This is a genomic window from Rhizobium viscosum (assembly GCF_014873945.1).
Classification (GTDB): Bacteria; Pseudomonadota; Alphaproteobacteria; order Rhizobiales; family Rhizobiaceae; genus Rhizobium; species Rhizobium viscosum.
Map to the genome: position 1 here is coordinate 972,441 of NZ_JADBEC010000002.1, position 19,535 is coordinate 991,975.

Annotated in this window: 16 protein-coding genes and 3 pseudogenes; 7 read left to right on the forward strand and 12 right to left on the reverse strand. The window is 60.2% G+C overall.

Features of this window, described 5'->3' with window-relative positions:
• Positions 1-62 precede the first annotated feature (62 nt).
• The 5 genes from H4W29_RS25350 to H4W29_RS25370 all read left to right on the forward strand — a co-directional run bounded on the left by H4W29_RS25350 (position 63) and on the right by H4W29_RS25370 (position 6,256).
• A complete protein-coding gene (locus H4W29_RS25350; RefSeq protein WP_192731602.1) occupies positions 63-944 on the forward strand; it encodes a carbohydrate ABC transporter permease in 882 nt (293 codons plus the stop codon).
• Positions 937-1,773, forward strand: a complete 837-nt coding sequence (locus tag H4W29_RS25355; protein WP_192731603.1) for a carbohydrate ABC transporter permease — start codon at positions 937-939, stop codon at positions 1,771-1,773. The genes H4W29_RS25350 and H4W29_RS25355 overlap by 8 nt, the downstream gene beginning before the upstream one ends.
• A gap of 10 nt (positions 1,774-1,783) precedes the next feature.
• The gene (locus tag H4W29_RS25360) at positions 1,784-2,926 is read left to right on the forward strand and encodes an ABC transporter ATP-binding protein (RefSeq protein WP_192731604.1); all 1,143 of its coding nucleotides are present in this window, start codon (positions 1,784-1,786) and stop codon (positions 2,924-2,926) included.
• A gap of 199 nt (positions 2,927-3,125) precedes the next feature.
• A complete protein-coding gene (locus tag H4W29_RS25365) occupies positions 3,126-4,481 on the forward strand; it encodes a NosD domain-containing protein (protein WP_192731605.1) in 1,356 nt (451 codons plus the stop codon).
• Positions 4,482-4,594: 113 nt separating this feature from the next.
• Entirely contained in the window at positions 4,595-6,256 is a 1,662-nt protein-coding gene (locus tag H4W29_RS25370; protein ID WP_192732786.1) for a glycoside hydrolase family protein, read from the forward strand.
• Position 6,257: 1 nt separating this feature from the next.
• On the opposite strand, the gene H4W29_RS25375 is transcribed toward H4W29_RS25370, so the two are convergent.
• Positions 6,258-6,581, reverse strand: coding sequence for a DUF982 domain-containing protein (locus H4W29_RS25375; protein ID WP_192731606.1), 324 nt, complete (start codon positions 6,579-6,581; stop codon positions 6,258-6,260).
• A gap of 119 nt (positions 6,582-6,700) precedes the next feature.
• Between H4W29_RS25375 and H4W29_RS34495 the strand changes: the two are divergent.
• Positions 6,701-6,915: pseudogene (locus H4W29_RS34495) on the forward strand (sulfonate ABC transporter substrate-binding protein); the annotation flags it as partial.
• Position 6,916: 1 nt separating this feature from the next.
• On the opposite strand, the pseudogene H4W29_RS25380 reads toward H4W29_RS34495, so the two are convergent.
• The 6 genes and pseudogenes from H4W29_RS25380 to H4W29_RS25400 all read right to left on the reverse strand — a co-directional run.
• Positions 6,917-7,030: pseudogene (locus H4W29_RS25380) on the reverse strand (DUF4143 domain-containing protein); the annotation flags it as partial.
• 437 nt (positions 7,031-7,467) lie between these two features.
• Positions 7,468-7,610 (reverse strand): annotated as a pseudogene (locus tag H4W29_RS34240) (GXWXG domain-containing protein); the annotation flags it as partial.
• Positions 7,585-8,493: a hypothetical protein gene (locus tag H4W29_RS25385; RefSeq protein WP_192731607.1), complete on the reverse strand. Its 909-nt coding sequence runs from the start codon at positions 8,491-8,493 to the stop codon at positions 7,585-7,587. The gene H4W29_RS25385 and the pseudogene H4W29_RS34240, both read right to left, overlap by 26 nt.
• A 31-nt stretch (positions 8,494-8,524) precedes the next feature.
• Positions 8,525-11,161, reverse strand: a complete 2,637-nt coding sequence (ligD, locus tag H4W29_RS25390; protein WP_192731608.1) for a DNA ligase D — start codon at positions 11,159-11,161, stop codon at positions 8,525-8,527.
• 509 nt (positions 11,162-11,670) lie between these two features.
• Positions 11,671-12,564, reverse strand: a complete 894-nt coding sequence (locus tag H4W29_RS25395; protein WP_192731609.1) for an NAD(P)-dependent oxidoreductase — start codon at positions 12,562-12,564, stop codon at positions 11,671-11,673.
• A 67-nt stretch (positions 12,565-12,631) separates the two neighbouring features.
• A complete protein-coding gene (locus H4W29_RS25400; protein WP_192731610.1) occupies positions 12,632-13,396 on the reverse strand; it encodes an SDR family oxidoreductase in 765 nt (254 codons plus the stop codon).
• 217 nt (positions 13,397-13,613) lie between these two features.
• Between H4W29_RS25400 and H4W29_RS34500 the strand changes: the two genes are divergently transcribed.
• A complete protein-coding gene (locus tag H4W29_RS34500) occupies positions 13,614-14,003 on the forward strand; it encodes a winged helix-turn-helix transcriptional regulator (protein ID WP_246517453.1) in 390 nt (129 codons plus the stop codon).
• Positions 14,004-14,415: 412 nt separating this feature from the next.
• On the opposite strand, the gene H4W29_RS25410 is transcribed toward H4W29_RS34500, so the two are convergent.
• From H4W29_RS25410 to H4W29_RS25430, 5 genes are read right to left on the reverse strand one after another with little or no spacing between them, the layout of a single operon-like run.
• A complete protein-coding gene (locus tag H4W29_RS25410) occupies positions 14,416-15,486 on the reverse strand; it encodes a DUF2218 domain-containing protein (RefSeq protein WP_192731612.1) in 1,071 nt (356 codons plus the stop codon).
• Positions 15,483-16,325 carry an ABC transporter ATP-binding protein gene (locus H4W29_RS25415; protein WP_192731613.1) on the reverse strand — a complete coding sequence of 281 codons (843 nt, stop codon included), beginning with the start codon at positions 16,323-16,325 and terminating at the stop codon, positions 15,483-15,485. The genes H4W29_RS25410 and H4W29_RS25415 overlap by 4 nt, the downstream gene beginning before the upstream one ends.
• Positions 16,322-17,362, reverse strand: a complete 1,041-nt coding sequence (locus H4W29_RS25420) for a FecCD family ABC transporter permease (RefSeq protein WP_192731614.1) — start codon at positions 17,360-17,362, stop codon at positions 16,322-16,324. Before H4W29_RS25420 ends, H4W29_RS25415 begins: the two co-directional genes overlap by 4 nt.
• A complete protein-coding gene (locus H4W29_RS25425) occupies positions 17,359-18,402 on the reverse strand; it encodes a FecCD family ABC transporter permease (RefSeq protein ID WP_192731615.1) in 1,044 nt (347 codons plus the stop codon). Before H4W29_RS25425 ends, H4W29_RS25420 begins: the two co-directional genes overlap by 4 nt.
• On the reverse strand, positions 18,399-19,415 hold the full coding sequence (locus tag H4W29_RS25430) for an iron-siderophore ABC transporter substrate-binding protein (protein WP_192731616.1): 1,017 nt from the start codon (positions 19,413-19,415) through the stop codon (positions 18,399-18,401). The genes H4W29_RS25425 and H4W29_RS25430 overlap by 4 nt, the downstream gene beginning before the upstream one ends.
• Between the last annotated feature and the right edge of the window lie 120 nt (positions 19,416-19,535).

The following is a 19,535-nucleotide window of genomic DNA, read 5'->3' on the forward strand; positions in this document are numbered from 1 at the left end:
AAGTTCCTCAGTATCGCGGGAGGATCAAATGGCGCCCGCATTATCAGCTTTCGGAGACGGAAATGTCGGATGAAGACCGATTTGTGCTCTGCATGCTCGCGCCTGCAGTCGCCCTGCTTGGCCTGCTGGTCGCGTATCCGGTGGGCCTGTTGATATTCGATTCCTTTTTCAAGGTCGAAACGATCACGCCCCACATACGCGAATGGGTTGGACTGAAAAACTATGTTGATGCGCTGACCTCTAAGCGCGTCGCCGAAAGCGCTATGCGGACCCTGCAATATTCGGTCTTTGCACTCTTTTTCGAATTCACCTTCGGATTCTGCGCCGCACTGCTGTTCTCCGCCATGGTGGGTCAATCGCGCTGGCACCGGACAATTTTTGCTCTGCCGCTGATGGTCCCGCCAATCGTCGCGGGCCTGTTGTGGCGATTTCTGCTGGTCGGCAATATCGGCATTCTGAACTATGGCCTCGTTCGCCTGGGGCTTATCGACGATCCCAATGATATCGCCTGGCTGTCCAGCGAGGACATCGTCATCTATTCCGTCTCGTTCGCCGACATCTGGCTGACGACCTCCTTTGTCGCGCTCGTCTCCTATGCCGGGCTGACGAATATTCCGAGGGATTTGCTGGAAGCGGCGCGCATCGACGGGGCCAACGCGCTGAAGCGGTTCTGGCACGTCACCCTGCCTCTGATGCGCCCGGTGATCGCCGTCGTGGTGATCGTACGTGGCGTAGATGCCGCCAAGACCTTCGATCTCATCTGGATTCAGACGCAGGGCGGTCCCCGCCACGCCTCCGAAGTGTTCTCGATGAACATCTATCAGCGCATGGTTCGTTTCGGCGATCTCGGCGAGGCCTCGGCTTCCGGCACGCTGTTCCTCCTCGTCATGATGGTTCTGGCGGCCGTTGCCTATTGGAGGATATGGAGGCCGGCCCATGCATAGAATGTCCCGCCTCAATACCAGCGGCGTCCTGATCAATGCGGCCGCTCTCGTGCTGGTGCTGTCCTACGCGCTGCCTTATATCTACCTGCTGATGACCTCCATCAAGCCGGCGGCCGATGTCCAGCAGATCCCGCCGAGCTTCTTTCCCGCCGTCATATCGTTCGAGAATTTTCGCGAAGTCCTGCAATCTTCTGCCTTGCCGAAGGCCTTCCTCAGTTCTCTCACGGTGGCGGCCCTGACGACGGCGCTTTCGCTGCTGGTGGCCGTGCCCGCCGCCTACGTTGCGACGCAGTATCGCCGCCGGATCACGACGCTTTTCCTGCTTTTTGCTCTGGTCACCCGCATGGTGCCGTCGGTGTCTCTGGGCGTGCCGCTGTTCCAGCTTTTGAAGTCCATGGGCCTGCTCGACACCATTCCGGGGTTGGTCCTGGCCCACACTTCAGCCGCGGTGCCGCTGGCGCTGCTACTCATGTCCGCCTTCTTCGAAGGCGTGCCGAAAGAGCTTGAAGAGGCCGCACGCATCGATGGCTGCACGCGCTTCCAAGCCTTTCGAAAGATCATACTTCCGGTGATGACGGGCGGGATCGCGGTGACCGCGCTCTTCACCTTCATCACCAGCTGGAACGAGTTCCTTTATGCGCTGCTGCTGACGTCGGAAGCGACGAAGACGGCCCCGATCGTCATTGCCGAATACAATTCCGTCTATGGGCTTGCCTGGGGAGCGATGACCGCAGCCGCGGTGCTCTATTCGCTGCCCGTCATCATCGTAACGCTCGCACTTCAAAAACAGATCGTCGGCGGCCTGACGTTCGGCGCTGTCAAGGGATGAGGAGGCATGCATGGCCGACATAGAACTGCGCAATATCAACAAGATCTACGGCAACAGCTTCCACGCCCTTCACGATCTGAACTTCGACATCAGAGATGGTGAGTTCATGGTATTTGTCGGGCCATCGGGATGCGGGAAGTCGACGGCGCTCAGAATGATCGCCGGGCTGGAGAGCATTTCCAGTGGCGAACTCAGGATCGGTAGCCGGGTCGTCAACCATGTCGATCCCAAGGACCGCGACATTGCCATGGTGTTCCAGTCCTACGCGCTCTATCCGCACAAGACCGTGCGCGAGAACATCGCGTTTCCCCTGCTGATGGCGGGATTGCCGAAGGCCGAGATCGACAGTCGCGTAAACGAGGCGGCGCGCATCCTCGAACTGACGGTACTGCTTGACCGCAAGCCGGCGCTCCTCTCCGGCGGCCAGCGCCAACGCGTCGCGATGGGTCGCGCGATCGTCCGCAAGCCGGCTGCCTTCCTGATGGATGAACCGCTCTCCAACCTCGATGCCAAGCTGCGCGTGCAGATGCGGGCCGAGATCGCCAGCCTGCAAAGAAGACTCAACGTCACGACGATCTACGTTACGCATGACCAGGTCGAGGCGATGACGATGGGCGATCGCGTCGCGGTGATGAAAGGCGGCGTGCTGCAGCAAGTCGACACACCGAACAACCTCTACAATCGCCCCGACAATGTCTTTGTCGCCGCCTTTATCGGATCGCCCTCGATGAACTTGTACGAGGCTGTCCTGGATGGAAGGACGTTGACCCTGGGCAGCAACAATTTCCAGATCCCTGACCGGGTCTTCGAATGCCGCCCCTCGCTCAGCGGTGCGTCGAACCGTCAGGTCATTGTCGGTATCCGGCCCGAGCACATGAACGACGCCGCCGTCCGGCCGTCTTCGGCCGAGATCTCGGCCCCGGTCACCCTCGTTGAGGCGCTAGGTTCTGAATCCATGGTGCATTTGAATATCGATGCACCCTGGGTGGATGCTGGCGACCTGGACGCCGTCGCCGACATCGGCGACAGAAAAGCTGCCGTAGCCCGCTTTTCTTCCAAGAGCACAGCACGCGCAGGTGAGATCGCGCGCATCGCTGTCGATGCCGAAGAACTTCATTTCTTTGAACCTGATACCCGCACCAGCATCTGGTGATGGTACAGCCAGCAGAAAAACAGGAATGACGAGTCCATCTACCGCAACCAATCGCCTGCTACCCTTTCGGCTCGCACTACGAACTCAAACAAAGAGCCGGTGAACGCATTTGCCCAGGCGGGTTGCGAGCGACAAGCCCATCAAGAACATCCGTCTACTTTCCGCTGGGGAGTAAGACATGTCCGAGGAGACAATAATAATGGTCAGCGAAAACTGTTACGACGTAACGAAGTATCCCGTAGGGAATCCCTATGAGGATATCGGAGCGGTCATCAATAGCATCATTGCTGACATCAAGAGCAGGCAAGCGGTTGCCGACCTAAAAGATGGCGGAAAACCTGGAGCAGTTATCTATATACCGCCCGGCGATTATCGTCTTGTCACTCAAGTCGTTATAGACGTGAGCTTTCTGAAAATTATGGGCTCTGGACATGGATTTACGTCCTCGAGCATCCGTTTCAACACGCCCATAAACGAACTGGCACAGTGGCGCGAAGTATGGCCGGGCGGAAGCCGCATACTTGTGGACATTTCTCCTGAGGCCGCTGACGGTGAGGCTGCTGGAGCCGCATTTCATGTCAAGCGCACCGGAAATCCTCGTATAAGCTCTGTCGAGTTTGCTGACTTTTGCATCGATGGCCTGCACTTCACCGACGATGGTTCGGGGCAAAATGATGCGGAAAATACATACAAGAATGACAAAACGGGAATCTATGTCGGCAGCGCCAATGACTCATTCCGAATAACGGGGATGGGTCTTATCTATCTGGAGCATGGAGTTACTGTTCACGATGCAGATGCGCTGGCGATAGATAACAACTTCATTGCGGAGTGCGGCAACTGTATCGAATTGAAAGGTATGGGGCAGGCCTCAAGAATAGCAAACAATTTTATCGGAGCCGGATATAGAGGGCATTCAATCTATGCTGAAAATTATGGGGGCATTCTAGTATCCTCAAACAACGTATTCCCTCGAGGAGCGAGCAGTGTCTATTTCTCCGGCGTCGTGCGCTCCTCGATCACGGGAAATAGATTCCACTCTTTTTATCCGGGAATGTTGGTTTTTGCTGCTAATTGCTGCGAGAACTTGGTGTCCTCAAATCACTTTTTGCGAGATCGCGAGCCATGGGCGCCGATGCAGAAATACGATAACGGTCTGGATGATCTGTTCGGACTTTTGCACATTGACGGCAGCAACAACTCGGTAATCGCGAACCACATTTCGGAAACAATAGACACGCAGTTTATCAAGCCACACGCCGTCAAGCCGGTGATAATCAATGTGGTTTCCGGTACCGGCAATTACATTGCCAACAATCACATTGTGGCCACAACCGAAGTATCGCAGATCAACGATGCACCAAACAGCGCCTGTTTTTCAACACAAGTCGGCGCCTTGCTTTCAACCAGCGATCTGAAAGCCCTCGAAGTGACGGCAGTGCTAGTGCAACAGGGGTCGGTACGGAACACAATCCTGGATTCAGGCAATGACGAACAGGTTGAGATCGACAGAACAGTGAATGCATTCAGGAGCACTCCCGTTCCTGGGCAATAGTCGGCAATTTTCAATGTAGAGCGAGCTTAGCTAGACCGCCGGTCGAAAATTCAGTGGCTATTTGGAGATGTATTCATGGCGAACCAAATGGAAAACGGGAAGTTGGCCCGTTGATGAAGCAAAACCTATTCCTCCCCGCGGGGTACCGCTTGGAATTTTGGGCCGCCGGCAACGGCTTTTTTCGTATCAGCATCGATGGAAAAACGGTTTGGCAGGTTCCGTCATTTGCCACTCATCCGGAGTTTTTCACGTATCATCACAGTGAAGCTTGCGAGGTCACCATCGTCACCAATGCGCCGGGCGGTGTTCTTTGGGCCTACGGGTATCAGCATCAAACCGTGAACGAGACCGGCATAACAGTCTTTGAATTTTCGGAAGAAGGGATCCTTCAACGCACCGGTGCGGAAATAAAAGATTGGCTTCGGTCCGTTCCGGATCGTCCCGCGCTTCATTTCTCGCCAATCCGGCATTGGATGAACGATCCCGTAGGTCTCTGCAAGATCGGCGAGCTATGGCACCTCTTCTATCAATTCCATCCCGCTGGCGGCGACTGGGGGCCGATGCATTGGGGACATGCGGCCAGCCGCGATCTGGTCAATTGGTTGCACATGCCGGTTTTCCTACACCCGGAACAAAACCTTTGGCGTCTTGGCGCCACTGGAGGAGCATTTTCCGGCAACGCCTTTTTAGATCGAGATGGAAGATTGATGTTCTTCTATACAGAGCGCTTGCCGGCGTATGATTTGTTCGAGGGCTATCGAGAAGTTCAGAAAATCGCCTACCCAGATCGGAGGATGATCAAGGCGGAAGCCATTGTGACGGTGTTGGAACAGCGTCCCGACGGGGTAGAACACGACTTCCGTGATCCAAAGGTTTGGTGGGACGACGCAGCCAACGCCTATCGCATGATTCTCGGCGCATCGATCGAGGGCGATCCCGCGGTCTTGTTGTTTGGCTCCGGCGATGGCCTTGATTGGCAATATATCAGGCCGCTCTACCGCGCGCCGGTCAACTTCCGCCAAGAAGGCGCACGTGCGGTCGAATGCCCGGATTTTCTTCGGCTGGGGGATAAGTGGGTTCTGGTGATGGGTTTTGTGGGCCATGTCGAGCCACGAACACAGCGCCACAATCTTCTTTACGCGCTGATCGGTGAGTTTAACGAGGACCATTTCGTGCCCGACACGCCGGAACTGCAATTGCTGGATTTTGGGACTGACTATTACGCGATGCAGAGTTTCGAGGCAGACGGACGTCAGATCGCGTTTGCCTGGCTTTTCAACTGGGAATATCGCAAGCCCGAGGGTTCATCCTATTCCGGCGAAATGTCCCTGCCCCGCGTTTTAAGCCTGAGCGAAGACAAGAAGAGGCTGCTCATGCTGCCGGTGATTGAAGTCGACGGGCACTATGCCGCCGACCCAGTTATTGAAAACCAAAGTGGCCAATACTCGCTGCCGAAAGCTCCCATTGAAATCCGGCTTGCCGGGCCGCTCGAAGGCAGCAAGCTTGTCGCGACGAAAGGTGGCGAGCTTGCTTTCGAGGTAAGCGTCGCCGACGGCATCCTATTGATTCGCCTCGCCGAGGACGACGGCTCAATCCACTATGTGGCGGAGCTCGGCGAGGCGAAGGACCTTCGTCTGTTTCATGACTGCGGAATCGTCGAGATCTTCGCCGACGGCGGAGCGGTTTGTGGAACGCGCCGCGGCTACGTGAATATCGACCCCGATCGCCTGGAAATCTCAACCACTGCAGCAGCGCGGGTGCTTGAAAGACATTAGATTACGGCTTCACTTGCCGTGCAACGACCGGGCGGCTCGACGCACTCATCTCGCAGAACTCGCCCTGGACAAGCAAAAGGGCGGAAATGCCGGCCTCGTTCGCGGCCCGCAAAAGCGCTTGCCGAAGCTCCTCCGGGCTGGTTTCCCCAACGAGGGCATCAGCGCAGGCCTTTACGGCGATGACGTAGTCCTCCCCGTCGTCGAGCGGCCAATCCTGGATGAGAACGCGTGCCGCGTCGATGACATTGCGGATGACCGTTCGCGGCTGCTTGTTATGGAAATTGAGGCCGATCGGCGCAAAGGCCGAATATCTATTCGTCGTCATGCCTTCACCCATTCCATTGAAAATGGATTCATACACCACCATGCCGTAGTTGTATTTCACATAGTTAAAATAGCGTTAACGTGCCGAGAGCCCTCTATTGTTGAGAACCTCGGCCGAAGAGCAGGCTAGCTCCTGCCGACGGCCGGGCAGCCTTCGAAAAGGTGCGGTGGACGCGTAGGTCATCTGGGATCCCTTCCAGGCAGCGGCGGAAGTCGCGATCGAGGCGCGGGAACTGAGCAACGGCGAAGGCCTCGTTCCCAACCACCAGTTCTATCTCGGCACCAAGGCGCTGGTCGACGTTCACGCCGAGGCGATCGATGTCTTGATCAAGGCCAGGCCTTTATCTCAATGCCGACAATGCGTCCTCTTCTGTCTTCGATAATGATATCGACTTCGTTCTGCTGCTTGTCGCGAAAGTGTGAGAACTCAAAGCGTTCTTCCCCGCCTGCAGCGGAGTGCCCCTGGCTGACATCCCCCGACCGTTCGCACCTCGGCGGGGTCTTGCCTATTTTTCTTGAAGGCGTCAGATGTCACCGTTCTCCGCCACGCAAAGAACAGCTAGTTCCTTCAATCAATAAGACTGCCTGCGGCCTCCGACAGCGACCCGCCCACCAAGTCCATGCGGCGACGGGAATTATTGCGCACTAAGCGCGAGACGGCGTTCATGCTAGATTGGCCCTCCAGAAATCAACCACTTCGAGCGAAACAGCCATGGCAGCAGGAAACAAATCGTCCCAGGCGGGAGCGCCGCATAAACGTCGCCACAAATTCAATCCCAAGCGAGGCCCGAAGCCACATGTACTCGCCCAGGCCAATCGCACTGTTTTACGGATGGTTTCCGTGGTGGTAGTTGCTTTTCTCGTCGTCGTCGCCGTTCAGGCATTGTGGTAAACCGCTTGCCGAACCAGCCGAGATTTTCGAGCACACCATCGAACGGATGCCGCGCCCTTTCCACAAGCCAACGAGTTCGCGCGGCTCGATCGAGGCCGGGCTTAGGAATGTCTCAAGGGTGGTCTGCTGTTCTCTCACCAGATGATTTCCCCTTACGCTCTTCGGCTCGCCGTCTGGATCTAGCGTTGCGTCTTGCCACCCGCAACTCCTCGAGCGTTGGCACCCACCAACCGCGGTCGCGCTCGCCTTGTTCCGGCGCCGTCCGGACTGGCCAGGTCGTCACCAGTTCTTCCAACGTGCCTGTTCGCCAAGACGCCCAGACATATTCCTCGCCATCCGCCGCGGGAAAGTAGAAGACATCGATCGTCACCGGGTCGGCCAGCTCGCCGTCCGTGCCGGTGAAGAAAATCACTCCGATATGCGTGCTGATCGCGCGCTCGAGCGGCGGGGCGTCCTCGGCAGGGACCGGGTAACGTTTCCGCCGGCGCTCCCTTGTCCTCGCCTTGGACGCAGCCTCTTCCGCCGTTCCCTTGATCGCCTTGCGCCGCGCCAGCCGAGCCTCCGGCTCGCTGCGCTCGGCCGCCGCCTCGATCGCCGGCCATCGTTGCCGAAGTTCTTCGAAGGAACGGTAGGGAACGGTCCAGAGGCGGCGATCGGCGTCCCAGCGCGCATATGGGATCTCTCGGATTTCGTTGACAACGGTCCGTGAATAGGGCGTCCGGATCTGGAAGGCCGCGGGTGCTGTTTCGAGATAGCAGCTTTCGATTGGCTCGAATGCAAAGGCGTCCCTGCCCTTCTCGTCGGCGAAGCTGTCAGCCTCGGCTTCCATTTCGGCGAGCCAGCGGCCGATGCGCCTCTCGGCGGTGCGGCCGGGCACGAACCAGGCATTGAGACGGTCACTCCACCGAGCACGCGGAAACGCCTGCCGAAACCGCTCGACCGTTGTCCGGTCGTGCGGCAGGTCGGTCGTTGCACCCTCGCCTGGGGGTGGTCTGGATCTGTCCTTCGTTTCCTTGTCCATGTGACATCGACCGGGAGCCGCCCTTCGCAGATCACACTGCTCGTCCTGATTTGCCGAGACGCTTGATCGCCTGGTCAATTGGCCGCTCGCCGTCACAATAGTCGTGCCAAGCCGTACTCTTGGCAAGCAGTGCCGGCACCGTGCGTAGCGTAAACCGCTTCGGCTCAAGATCGGACTTCACCTGCGTCCAGGTGAGAGGCATCGACACGGTGGCGCCGGGCCGCGCCCGTGGTGACAGCGGCGCGACTGCCGTCGCCATGCGATCGTTGCGGAGATAATCGAGGAATATCCTACCGCCCCTCAGGCTCTTGGTCATCTTGATAAGATAGAGGTCGGGACTGTCGCGTGCCATCTGCTGGCAGACATCGTGCGCAAAGCCCTTGGCCTCGGCCCAGGTGAGCGGCTTGCGCTTGTTGACGGCGAACGGCGTGACGACATGCAGTCCTTTGCCGCCCGTGGTCTTGCAAAAACTGACGAGACCGAGTTCCTCAAGGCGGTCGCGCATCTCGCGCGCGGCGGCGGCGACAGTCGAAAATGGCACATCAGGACCGGGATCGAGGTCGAAGACCAGCCGGCCAGGCACTTCCGGCTTGCCGGGTTCGCAGTTCCAGGGATGCAGCTCGACACCGCCGATCTGGGCGATCGCCACCAGTCCGTCGATCCGATCGATCTGCAGGTAAGGCTTCTTGTCACCGAAGACCTTCACCAGCTCGAGGAGGTTTGACGTACCGGGCATTGCATGACGCTGAAAGAACTGCTCTCCGCCGATACCATCGGGCGCGCGGATGATCGAACAGGGCCGGCCCTTGATGTGATCGATGAGCCAGGCGCCGACGGCTTCATGATAGCGCGCCAGCTCTTCCTTGGTGACGGGCTCGCCATCGCCAGCGTCCGGCCAGAGCGGCTTGTCCGGATTGGAAATCAGCACACCCATGACCTCTGCCTTCGCACCTTTGCGGCGGGCGGGTCTGGACTTGACGGTTCGCGCAGGTTCAACTGTATCGGTCTTGGCGGCCGATGCCGGCTTCTCGGCGTCAACCTCTTTCGCTGGCTTGTCCTCGCGCAGCCCTTTGAAAGCGGCCTGGCGGACAAGGCCGTCCGCGGTCCACCCTTCGAATTCGATTTCGGCGACAAGCTCGGGCTTCACCCAGACAACTTCGGCCTGCTTCTTGGGAGCACCGATACCGGTGAAGGGTGATCTCGCTGCCTCCAACGCCTCCAGTCTCGGAAGTAGCATCTCGACTTTCCGGGCGCCGTAGCCCGTGCCGACGCGGCCGACATAGACGAGGCGATTACCACGGTGGACACCAACGAGGAGAGACCGGAACTTTCCGTTGGTCCTGGCATAACCGCCGATCACCACCTCGTGGCCGGCGCGGCATTTCGACTTTGTCCAAGTATCGGTGCGGCCCGATTGATAGGGGGCATCCATCTGTTTGGAGATGACGCCCTCGAGATGCAGCTTGCAGGCGGAGCGGAATACGGCATCGCCACCGGATTCGAAATGTTCGACATAGCGGATGCGGGGATCGTCCCCGGCATCGGCGAGAAGGTTTTGCAGTCGCTCCTTCCGCTCCACCAGACGCATGGACCGCAAATCCACACCACCATCGAACAGGAGATCAAACGCGAAATAGACCAGATCACCGGTTTTACGCTCAGACAGGGCCGCCTGCAGTGCGGCAAAATCCGGCGCGCCGTTACCATCGAGCGCGCAGATTTCGCCATCGATGATGCAGTCGGGGAGATCGGAAGCCGCATCCGCGATTTCCGGGTATTTCGCCGTCCAGTCGAGGCCCTTGCGCGTTTTCAGGATCGCCATGCCATGGGCAACGCGCATCTGGATGCGATAGCCGTCGAACTTGATCTCGTGGAGCCAATCGTCACCCGCTGGCGGCCGAGCAACCTTCTCGCAGAGTTGCGGGTCAATGAAATCCGGCAGGTCGGCGGCAGTAGATGTCGCGACATCCTTGCGAGACCTCTTCTTGCGCTCGTCGGCGGCAAGGCCATGCTTGCTGTCCCAGACAGCGTCCGCCTCGACATCCGCATTCGTCATCATGAACGGGCGCGGCTTGCGGCCCTTGCCTTCGGCGATCTGCTCCATGCTCCGGCCGGAGGCGACCGAGGTCGGGTGCTCCTCCAGGATGACCGCGCCGTTCTCCTCGACCGAATGATCGTCTTGATGCTTGATCAGCAGCCAGTTGGTCCGTTTTCCGCCATCACGGTCGTTGCGCATCCGAACCAGCACGAAACTGCCATGCAGACGCCTGCCCTCAAGTGTGAATTTGAAGTCGCCCTTTCTCAAGGCCTCTTCCGGTGGCGCCCTGCCTTCGGGTTCCCAATAGCCGCGGTCCCACAACATGACCGTGCCGCCGCCATACTGGCCCCTGGGAATCGTGCCTTCAAAGTCGCCGTAGTCAAGCGGGTGATCCTCGACCTCCACCGCGAGCCGCTTGTCGTGCGGATCGAGCGATGGCCCCTTGGTCACCGCCCAGGATTTGAAGACGCCGTCGAACTCGAGCCTGAGATCATAGTGAAGGCGGGTCGCATCGTGCTTCTGGATCACGAACCGTCGGCGATTGGACGGTTTGACACGAGCCTCGCCGCTCGGTTCGCTTGTCTTCTGGAAATCGCGCTTGGCACGGTATTTCGAAAGATTGTCTGCCATAAGTTCGCGAATCCTCCCATGGTACGAGGCGTAGTGCCGGCGTCCGTCTCATGATGTTGATCTTCACGGAACGAAACGCCTCCGGCGGCTGCGAGTTTCGCCAGATGGCGCAGCCGTCGATCGAAATGGTTGATATCGTACCGAAGGCTGCTATGTTCTCTTTTTGTTTCGGCGCGAAATTTCAGATGCCGATCCCATCGCGATCGCTGAAGCCGCCATGAACGACATGAGCTCGACCCCCGTCCGAAAATCATCCATGTCGACATGGATGCCTTCTAAAGCTCGGACTATAAGATCGGCTCCGCGGGTTCCGACGGTCTGACCCAAAAGCGCCGACCATGTCCTGCCGGCAGGGTTGATTGAGCCAGCACGCCTGCATTTCCTGAGCGTCCTGCTGGATAGGCTTGTCGATCTCTGTCTGGTGACAGCCGACGCGGAGAACGCGCCAAGGCTGCGGCGGGAAATACAGGCAGTATAAGCCCGCATGATGCTGGCGCTGGATCGCGCCCTCAGCCCGCCGCCAGCTGCCTTTCGGCCTGCTGCCTCGACCTGATCATCTCGATCAGGCTCGCCTGGTCGGCATCGCCGTAGCCCGATGCAACGGCTTTTTTTATGAGCTGGAACATCGGTGCGATCAGTTCGGGGCTGACACCCTGGCCCTCGCTGGCCGCGATAAAATTGTCGAAAGCCGCCGCCTGCATCTCGAGGTTCGAGACGACATCGCTGCGGTAGTCGTCGCTATCGATACGCCGCGCCATGTCGGGCAGCCATGTCATGACCGCCCCGAGCCAGTTGGTCAGCATCGGCAGGAATTCTTCCGCCGGCACCTTTTCCGATCCGGTCAGCGCGAAGGCATGCGTGACGCCCGAGAACAGGCCGTACATGGCGGTGAGCAGGGCAATGTCGTGCAACGGTGCGAGCCCGGCGTCGTCGCCGAGATATCTGGCCATCCCCAGCGCGCCAAGCGTTTTGCCGTGCGCCTCGAACGCCGCGTGTGCACCACTATAGAGGATCAGCGTCTCGGCTTGGCCGATCATCGGCGGAACCGCCATGATGCCGCCGTCGACGTAGTCGGCGCCGCGGGTAGCTGCCCATTGTGCCATCTCGCGCGCCTGCGCCGGCGTGCCATTGGTGAGGTTGACCAGCGTTCGGCCAGCAAGCGCATCCTTTGCCGGCTCGAGCGCCTCATACACGGTATCATAGACCAGCAGGCAGGCGACCACCAGTTTGCTCGCCTCGACCGCATCCTTGACGCTCGCGGCGATTACGGCGCCTTTGGCTACGAGTGCCTCGGCCTTGGCCGGCGAACGGTTCCACACGGTGACGCTGAGGCCGCTTTTCAGGAGTACCCTAGCCAGGGCCGAGCCCATGGCACCAAGGCCGATGACGGATACGTCGGACATTTGTCTTCCTTTCTTTCCGGTTCGATTGTGAAGTTAGGCTGCGAGCTTATGCATGCGGCGTTCCTATTCACGCCATGACCGGCGACAGGTCCTGGCCGAGGCCGCCATCGACCTTGATCCGTTCGCCGGTGGTGAAGGTGGCGTCGAAGGCGAGGAACAAAACGGCGCGCGCCACCTCCTCCGGCCTGCCGTGGCGCTTCATCGGCGTCACCTCGTCGCCGACCTTCATGAAGGCGGCGCGCTCTTCCGCCGAGGCGCTGGCTACGCCCATGGTCGGCGTGTCGATGAAGCCGGGGCTCACCACGTTGACGCGGATTTTTCGCGGCAGGAGTTCCGATGCCAGCACCTTGCCGAAGGCGCGCAGCGCTGCCTTGCTGGCGGAGTACACCGCCATGCCGGCGATGCCGGAATCCTCGGCGATCGATGAGGTGAAGACGATCGCACCGCCCTCCTTGATCAGCGGAATGAGGCGCTGGGTGGTGAAGAAGGCGCCCCTGGTGTTGACGCCGAATTGGCGGTCGTAAGACGCTTCAGTGATCTGGTCGAACGGTTCCAGCTCCGACACGCCGGCGTTCACGTGCAGGAAGTCGATCTCGCCGAGCTTCTGCCCCACTTCCGCGCCGAGCACGGCGATATCGACCATGCTGGCAATATCGGACCGGACCGCATGGACGCTGCCGCCAAGCGCCCGGCGAGCATCCGCGAGGTTCCTTTCATTGCGCCCCGTGATCAGGACCTCGGCATCGTCGGCGATCAGCGCCTGTGCCACTGCTAGGCCCATTCCATGCGTGCCACCGACGACGACGGCCTTCTTGCCCCAAAATCTGCTCATGATTCTTCCTTCCCCGGCGCAACCGGCGCCGCGATCTGTCGATTTGAAACGGTCGGGAGCGGCGGGTTATGCCGCGCGAAAAACGGTGGAAGCCTTGCCGCTGGCCATCCGGCCGCACCGCCGGTGTCCTTGCTTGAAGTTAGGCCGGTACTTTCAATTGCACAAGTACAGACAAAAAAGTAAGGTACCTACAAAATCCTCAGAAAAGGAGAGTTCCTTGGCAAAAAAACAAAAGAAACTGCCAGACAGTTGCGGATTAGGTCCCGCGCTCGCGGTGATCGGCGGCAAGTGGAAGGCACTTTTGCTCTGGCAGATCCACCAGGCGCAGCCCTGCCGCTTCGGCGAACTGAAAAGGCTGCAGCCGGAGATCAGTGAGAAGATGCTGATCCAGCATCTGCGCGAGATGGAGGCGGACGGCGTCATCCACCGCGAGGTGTTTCACCAGGTACCGCCGCGCGTCGAATATTCGGTCACGCCGGAAGGCGCCGAACTCGACCTGGCGCTCACCCCGTTGGCCGAATGGGGCAAAAGGCACCAGGAGCGGACGGAAAAGGCGAAGGCTGGAGCGGCGCATGAACCGCAGCCGAAGGTAGCCGCGCAAGGATAGCGCCGAACTAAAGGAAAGCTATCCACCGTCCCGAAAAGACTGCGGCCACCCAGAGCACAATTGACAGCCCACCGGCTAGACGCGCCTGACGAGTGTTCAAGATCGGCCTTAGCTCCGGTGACTTAGCCGCAATTCTCAAAGCGAGCGCGTTCGCTCCCGCGGTTAGCAAAATCGCCATCTTTGCCACGAAGGCGGGATTTGCCGCGTAACTCCCGATGCGCACGGAAACCAGAAGCAATCCCGTCGAGAGCGCGAGAGCAAAGCCGCCTAGCGCTGCACGAATGAGACTTGGCAAGGCATCGTCGAAGACCTGCCCCAGCACGGCGAGGAGACGAAGGTCGACCATCGCGATGGAGCGCTAGATCGCTCAAGCTCGCGCGCTTCCATGCAAGACATGTTTCTCAGATAGCCCTTAGCCGGGTTCGGGTTCGCGTTCCCAATACCAGGCCACATACATGTTCCTCCTGTCATGCCTTCGTGCCTTCAGGAAAGTCCGCATGGCGCGCACATCCTCCTTTTCGCAGGCAAACCAGACGAACGTTTCGCCCTCGGTGGCGGCAACCGCCTGTTTGGCTTCTTCCAGCAGAACGCCCTTGGCGCCATTGGCATAGTGCCTTCGATGCAGCCAGCGCACATCGAGTGAACCGGCTGCTGACAGCGGCTGTTCTTCCGTCTCGTCCGCGACCTCGATGATTGCCTGCAGCCGCGTCCCTGCAGGCATTTCCTCGGCGATGCGGGCAATGGCAGGAAGCGCGCTTTCGTCGCCGGCAAGCAGGATGGACTGTGCCGCCGGAAGGTTACCGCCGCCGGGACCGAGGAGCGCAACCCGCTGGCCGGGCTCGGCATCGCGGGCGAAATCGGCACCGGGCGTTTTGACGCCAGGTGTCGGATGCTGCAGGAAATCGACCCAGAGTTCGCGCTTTTCGACATCGACGGTACGGATCGTGTAGACGCGCACCAAGAGTTCGTCCTCGCCTCCGGGCCAGGCAACGCGGCCGTCGGCCCGCAGGCCGGGCCAGACCGGCGCCCTGCCCTTCGGCGGCACGAGCAGGCGCAGATGCATATCGCCGCCGATGAAAGGCGTGACGTCAGCACAGGCGAATTTCACCCGGCGCATATGCGGCGTCACATCTTCAGCCGAAACCACGGTGGCCTCATAGATGTTCGGCAGCACGGCGAGTGCGCCAGGATCGGACCAGGTGAGTTCCAGCGAATCGTCGCCGGCGAAATAGAAGAGATGCTCGGCAAGCATAGTGCGGCTCATCTGCAGCGCTTTCTCCGAGGAGCAGGAAAGCTCGATCAGCAGCCTATGGTCTTGAATGCGGATTTCGGCAGTGCCGGCCTTGCTCGTCAGAAGCGCCAGGTCGTCACTGCGCCGCACTTCGGCATGTTCGACGAAATGCTCGCAGATTTCGCCAAGCATGGCTGCGGCATCCCTGGGAAGCGCGACACCCGAGAGCTTGAATTCCTGAGCTGTGGTCATCTGTCCTCCTTGTGGAATGCCTGTTGCGGTTCACGTTCGCTCGCCGCCATCCGGTGACGGCCGATCGGCAGCATGATGGGCCGGCCGGATGTGGGATCGGTGATGATGCGGCTTTCGAGACCGAAAACCTGCCGCACATTATCTTCGGTCAGCACCTCCTGCGGCGTGCCGGACACATGCACGCCACCATCCGTCATGGCGACGAGGCGGTCCGCATAACGCGCCGCAAGATTGAGATCATGCAGCACCATGACAATGGTGGTGCCGCGCGCGTGATTGAGATCGGTCAGGAGATCCAGCACTTCGACCTGATGGCTGATGTCGAGGAAGGTTGTCGGCTCGTCGAGCAAGAGGATCTCCGTCTCCTGCGCCAGCGCCATCGCGATCCACACACGCTGGCGTTGCCCGCCCGAGAGTTCGTCCACCGGTCTTTCGGCAAGATCCGAGGTCTTGGTGGCGGCCAGCGCAGCATCGACGGCCTCGTCATCCTTGCGGGTCCAGCGTGAAAACAGGCTCTGGTGCGGATGGCGGCCACGGCTGACGAGATCGGCAACGGTAATGCCCTCGGGCGCGATCGGTGATTGCGGCAGCAGGCCCAGGGTGCGGGCAAGTTCGCGCGGCGGCGTGCGATGGATCGACTTGCCGTCGAGCAGCACCTGCCCCTGGCGCGGCGAAAGCAATCGCGACATGGCGCGCAGCAGCGTGGACTTGCCGCAGGCATTCGCACCGACGATGACGGTGATCTTGCCGGGTGGGACGGCGAGATCGAGCCCGTGCAGGATCTCGTCTTCACCGTAGCCGGCCGAAAGTCCGCTCGCTGTGAGAGTATGGATGGTCACAGCGAGCCTCCGGTCCGGTTGACGCGCACGATCAGGAAAATCAGATAGGGGGCACCGAGCGCCCCAGTGACGACGCCGACCGGATAGCGGCTCGGCAGCAGGAACTGGCCAGCATAGTCGCCCGCCAGCACCAGCACCGCACCGACGAGAGCAGCCGGAATAAGGATCGAGCGATTGTTCCCTACGATGCGCGCGGCGATCGGCCCCGACAGGAAGGCCACGAAGGCGATCGGGCCTGTCACCGCCGTTGCCGAGGCGATCATGCCGACGGCTGCGACGATGATCATGATACGGGTGCACGACACGCCGACACCGAGGGCAGCGGCCGTATCATCTCCGAGCCGCAGCGCCTCCAGGTCGCGTGCGCGGCTGAGAAGCAACCCGCCGAAGACGGCAAGCGCCAGAAGCAGCTGAGCCGCCTGGCCAAGCTGGGCGCCGTTGACACTGCCCGTCAGCCACCGGATCGCCTCCTGCAGGCTCCAGGCCGGCGCCTGCGACAGAATATAGGCTATGACGCTTTCCAGCATGGCGGATACGCCGATGCCGACGAGGATGAGCCGCGTGCCCGCCACTCCATTGCGGGACGACAGTCCGTAGACCATGATGGCCACTCCGAGACCGGCGACGACGGCCAGGACGGAAACGACCGGCCCCTTCAGCGACAGCACGACGATCGCGAAGACTGCAGCTGCGCTCGCGCCCGAGCTGATGCCAATAATATCGGGGCTTGCCAGCGGATTGCGCAGCATGATCTGGAAGGCGACGCCGCCGAGCCCGAAGCTCAGGCCGGCAAGCACCGACAATGCAGCGCGCGGCAGCCTCAGCTGGCCGACAGTAAATGCCGCGCCCTGCACATTCTCACCGAGCAGCACACGGATGACGTCGCCGGGCGGTGTGAAAGATTGTCCAAGCGACAGGGTGAGTGCGAAGATCACGACAACAATGCAGAGCAGCATGGCGACCACGACCATATGTCGACGCGCCCTGCGGCGGCGATTGTCGACGATGCGATCGAGGGAAGAGACACGCACGGTCATAGCTCTCGCACCCGCTGACGCCGGACGATGGCGATGAAGAAGGGGGCGCCGATGAGTGCCGTCACGATGCCGACATCGAGTTCGGCCGGTCTTGCGACAATGCGTCCGATGACATCGGCTGACAGCAGCAGACAGGCACCGCCGATTGCGGAAAAAGGCAGGAGCCAGCGGTAATCGACCCCCACTAGCAGGCGGCAGAGATGCGGCACGACGAGGCCGAGAAAGCCGATCGGCCCGCAGACCGCCGTGGCCGTGCCGCAAAGCAGGATGGCGCCGAGCGCAGCAACGCCGCGCGCTAGTGCCACGCGCTCGCCAAGTCCTGCCGCCAGCTCATCGCCGAGCGCTAGAGAGTTCAACTTGCGCGCCGACAGCAGGCTGATAAGGAGGCCGGCCGCGAGAAAAGGCAGAACCGGCAGGATACGTTCGAAGGTCGCCCCACCGACACCACCGATCTGCCAGGAGCGGATGCCGCCGGCGATATCGTTGCGGGGCAGCACGACGGCGATGACCATGGAGGCAAAGGCAACCGAGGTTGCGGCGCCGGCAAGCGCCAGTTTCAAGGGCGTCGCCCCGCCACGCCCAAGCGAACCGATCGTATAGACGAAGACCGCCGAACATCCGGCCCCGAGGATCGCTGTCCAGATATAGGCTTCGTTCGAGGAGATGTCGAACCAGGCGACAGTAACGACCACAGCAAGCGATGCGCCCATATTGACGCCAAGAATACCGGGATCGGCGAGCGGATTGCGCGTCACCCCCTGCATGATCGTTCCGGCAAGGCCAAGTGCTGCACCGGCGATGACGGCAAGCAACGTACGCGGAATGCGCACCGTCACCGCCGCCTGTCCGATCGTGTCCGCATGGCCGGCAAGGGCCGCGGAAATATCCGCCCAATCCACGTCACGCGTGCCAACCGTGACCGAGAGCGCACAGAGGCACATAAGAGCCACGACGAGCCCGAGAAGCCAGAGGCTGCGGGCTTGTTTCGACCGGGCAGTTATGGGTTGCCGGGCTGGCGATTTCGGACTGCGTACGATCATTGGGGCTTTCTGGGAGACCTTCTGGCGGCGTCTGCGAGCAGCGCCACGTAATCCTTGAGAACCCAGGAGATCGACAGTGGCGTCGGATTGGCGGCCGTGCCGATCGGATTGCGGCCGAGCGTCACCAGCGCGCCCTTGGAAACGGCCGGCATTCTCGCCATCAGCGGGTTCTTCTCCAGCGCTTCGAGCAGCTGCTGGTTTCCATAGGTGACGACGATATCGACATCATCGAAGGAATCGATGCGTTCGGCACTGATCGAGCCTGCGAACTTGCCTGGAGCCGAGGCTTCAACGACACTCTTTGGAGACTTCAGCCCGAGATCTGCGAAGAATTTCACGCGCGTATCGTTAGTCGTGTAGAAATTGACAGTGCTAAGATCGGTCGCGTTGAGATGCGTGATGAACATCGCCGACTTGTCATGCAGTTCGGGATGGCCAGCGATGGTCTCTGATATTTCGCCCTCGATCTTCTTGATCAGCGCATCGCCTTCTGTGGCCATGCCAAGCCCGGCACTGTCCAGACGGATCATCTCGCGCCAATCGGTCGACCAGGGTGCCTCCGGATAGGCGACAACAGGGGCGATCTGGCTCAGCGTATCGTAATCCGACTGACTGAGGCCGGAGTAAGCCGCCAGAATCACATCCGGCCGGGTGGCGGCGACCGCCTCGAAATCGAGGCCATCGCCCTCGTCAAACAGGACAGGCTTTTCGGCATGCAACTCCTTGAGCTTGTCGGCGACCCATGGCAGCAGCCCGTCGCCGTCATCATCGCCGAAATTGGCAACCGCAAAACCGACTGGCACGATGCCGAGCGCCAGCGGCACTTCATGATTGGCCCAGGCGACCGTCGCGACCCGCACCGGTTTCCTGGCGATGACGGTCGTGCCGAAAGCATGCTTGATAGTAACGGGATAGGACGTGCCCTCGTCAGCCCGGACACTGCCGGACCCAGCGGCATTCAACCAGACACAGGCTACCGCCAGTTTCGCGGCCAGAAGCAAAAAGCGCAGCATCGTGCAAACTCCGCCAGTTTTAAGTTGACCTCCACTTTCAGGTTAATCTACCAGCGTCAACGGTCCTGCCGGCACTTCGAGGCTACAGCGTTGAGATTTCCGTAGGATCCTACAAAACCC

What these genes read in the sequence shown, in the direction of transcription:
- H4W29_RS25400 (WP_192731610.1), bottom strand. Translation starts at nt 13,396, where the DNA reads ATGAGCAGATTTTGGGGCAAGAAGGCCGTCGTCGTCGGTGGCACGCAT.
- H4W29_RS25375 (WP_192731606.1), bottom strand. Translation starts at nt 6,581, where the DNA reads ATGACGACGAATAGATATTCGGCCTTTGCGCCGATCGGCCTCAATTTC.
- H4W29_RS25360 (WP_192731604.1), top strand. Translation starts at nt 1,784, where the DNA reads ATGGCCGACATAGAACTGCGCAATATCAACAAGATCTACGGCAACAGC.
- H4W29_RS25430 (WP_192731616.1), bottom strand. Translation starts at nt 19,415, where the DNA reads ATGCTGCGCTTTTTGCTTCTGGCCGCGAAACTGGCGGTAGCCTGTGTC.
- H4W29_RS25355 (WP_192731603.1), top strand. Translation starts at nt 937, where the DNA reads ATGCATAGAATGTCCCGCCTCAATACCAGCGGCGTCCTGATCAATGCG.
- H4W29_RS25370 (WP_192732786.1), top strand. Translation starts at nt 4,595, where the DNA reads ATGAAGCAAAACCTATTCCTCCCCGCGGGGTACCGCTTGGAATTTTGG.
- H4W29_RS25385 (WP_192731607.1), bottom strand. Translation starts at nt 8,493, where the DNA reads ATGGACAAGGAAACGAAGGACAGATCCAGACCACCCCCAGGCGAGGGT.
- H4W29_RS25425 (WP_192731615.1), bottom strand. Translation starts at nt 18,402, where the DNA reads ATGATCGTACGCAGTCCGAAATCGCCAGCCCGGCAACCCATAACTGCC.
- H4W29_RS25365 (WP_192731605.1), top strand. Translation starts at nt 3,126, where the DNA reads ATGGTCAGCGAAAACTGTTACGACGTAACGAAGTATCCCGTAGGGAAT.
- H4W29_RS25420 (WP_192731614.1), bottom strand. Translation starts at nt 17,362, where the DNA reads ATGACCGTGCGTGTCTCTTCCCTCGATCGCATCGTCGACAATCGCCGC.
- H4W29_RS25395 (WP_192731609.1), bottom strand. Translation starts at nt 12,564, where the DNA reads ATGTCCGACGTATCCGTCATCGGCCTTGGTGCCATGGGCTCGGCCCTG.
- H4W29_RS25350 (WP_192731602.1), top strand. Translation starts at nt 63, where the DNA reads ATGTCGGATGAAGACCGATTTGTGCTCTGCATGCTCGCGCCTGCAGTC.
- ligD (WP_192731608.1), bottom strand. Translation starts at nt 11,161, where the DNA reads ATGGCAGACAATCTTTCGAAATACCGTGCCAAGCGCGATTTCCAGAAG.
- H4W29_RS25410 (WP_192731612.1), bottom strand. Translation starts at nt 15,486, where the DNA reads ATGACCACAGCTCAGGAATTCAAGCTCTCGGGTGTCGCGCTTCCCAGG.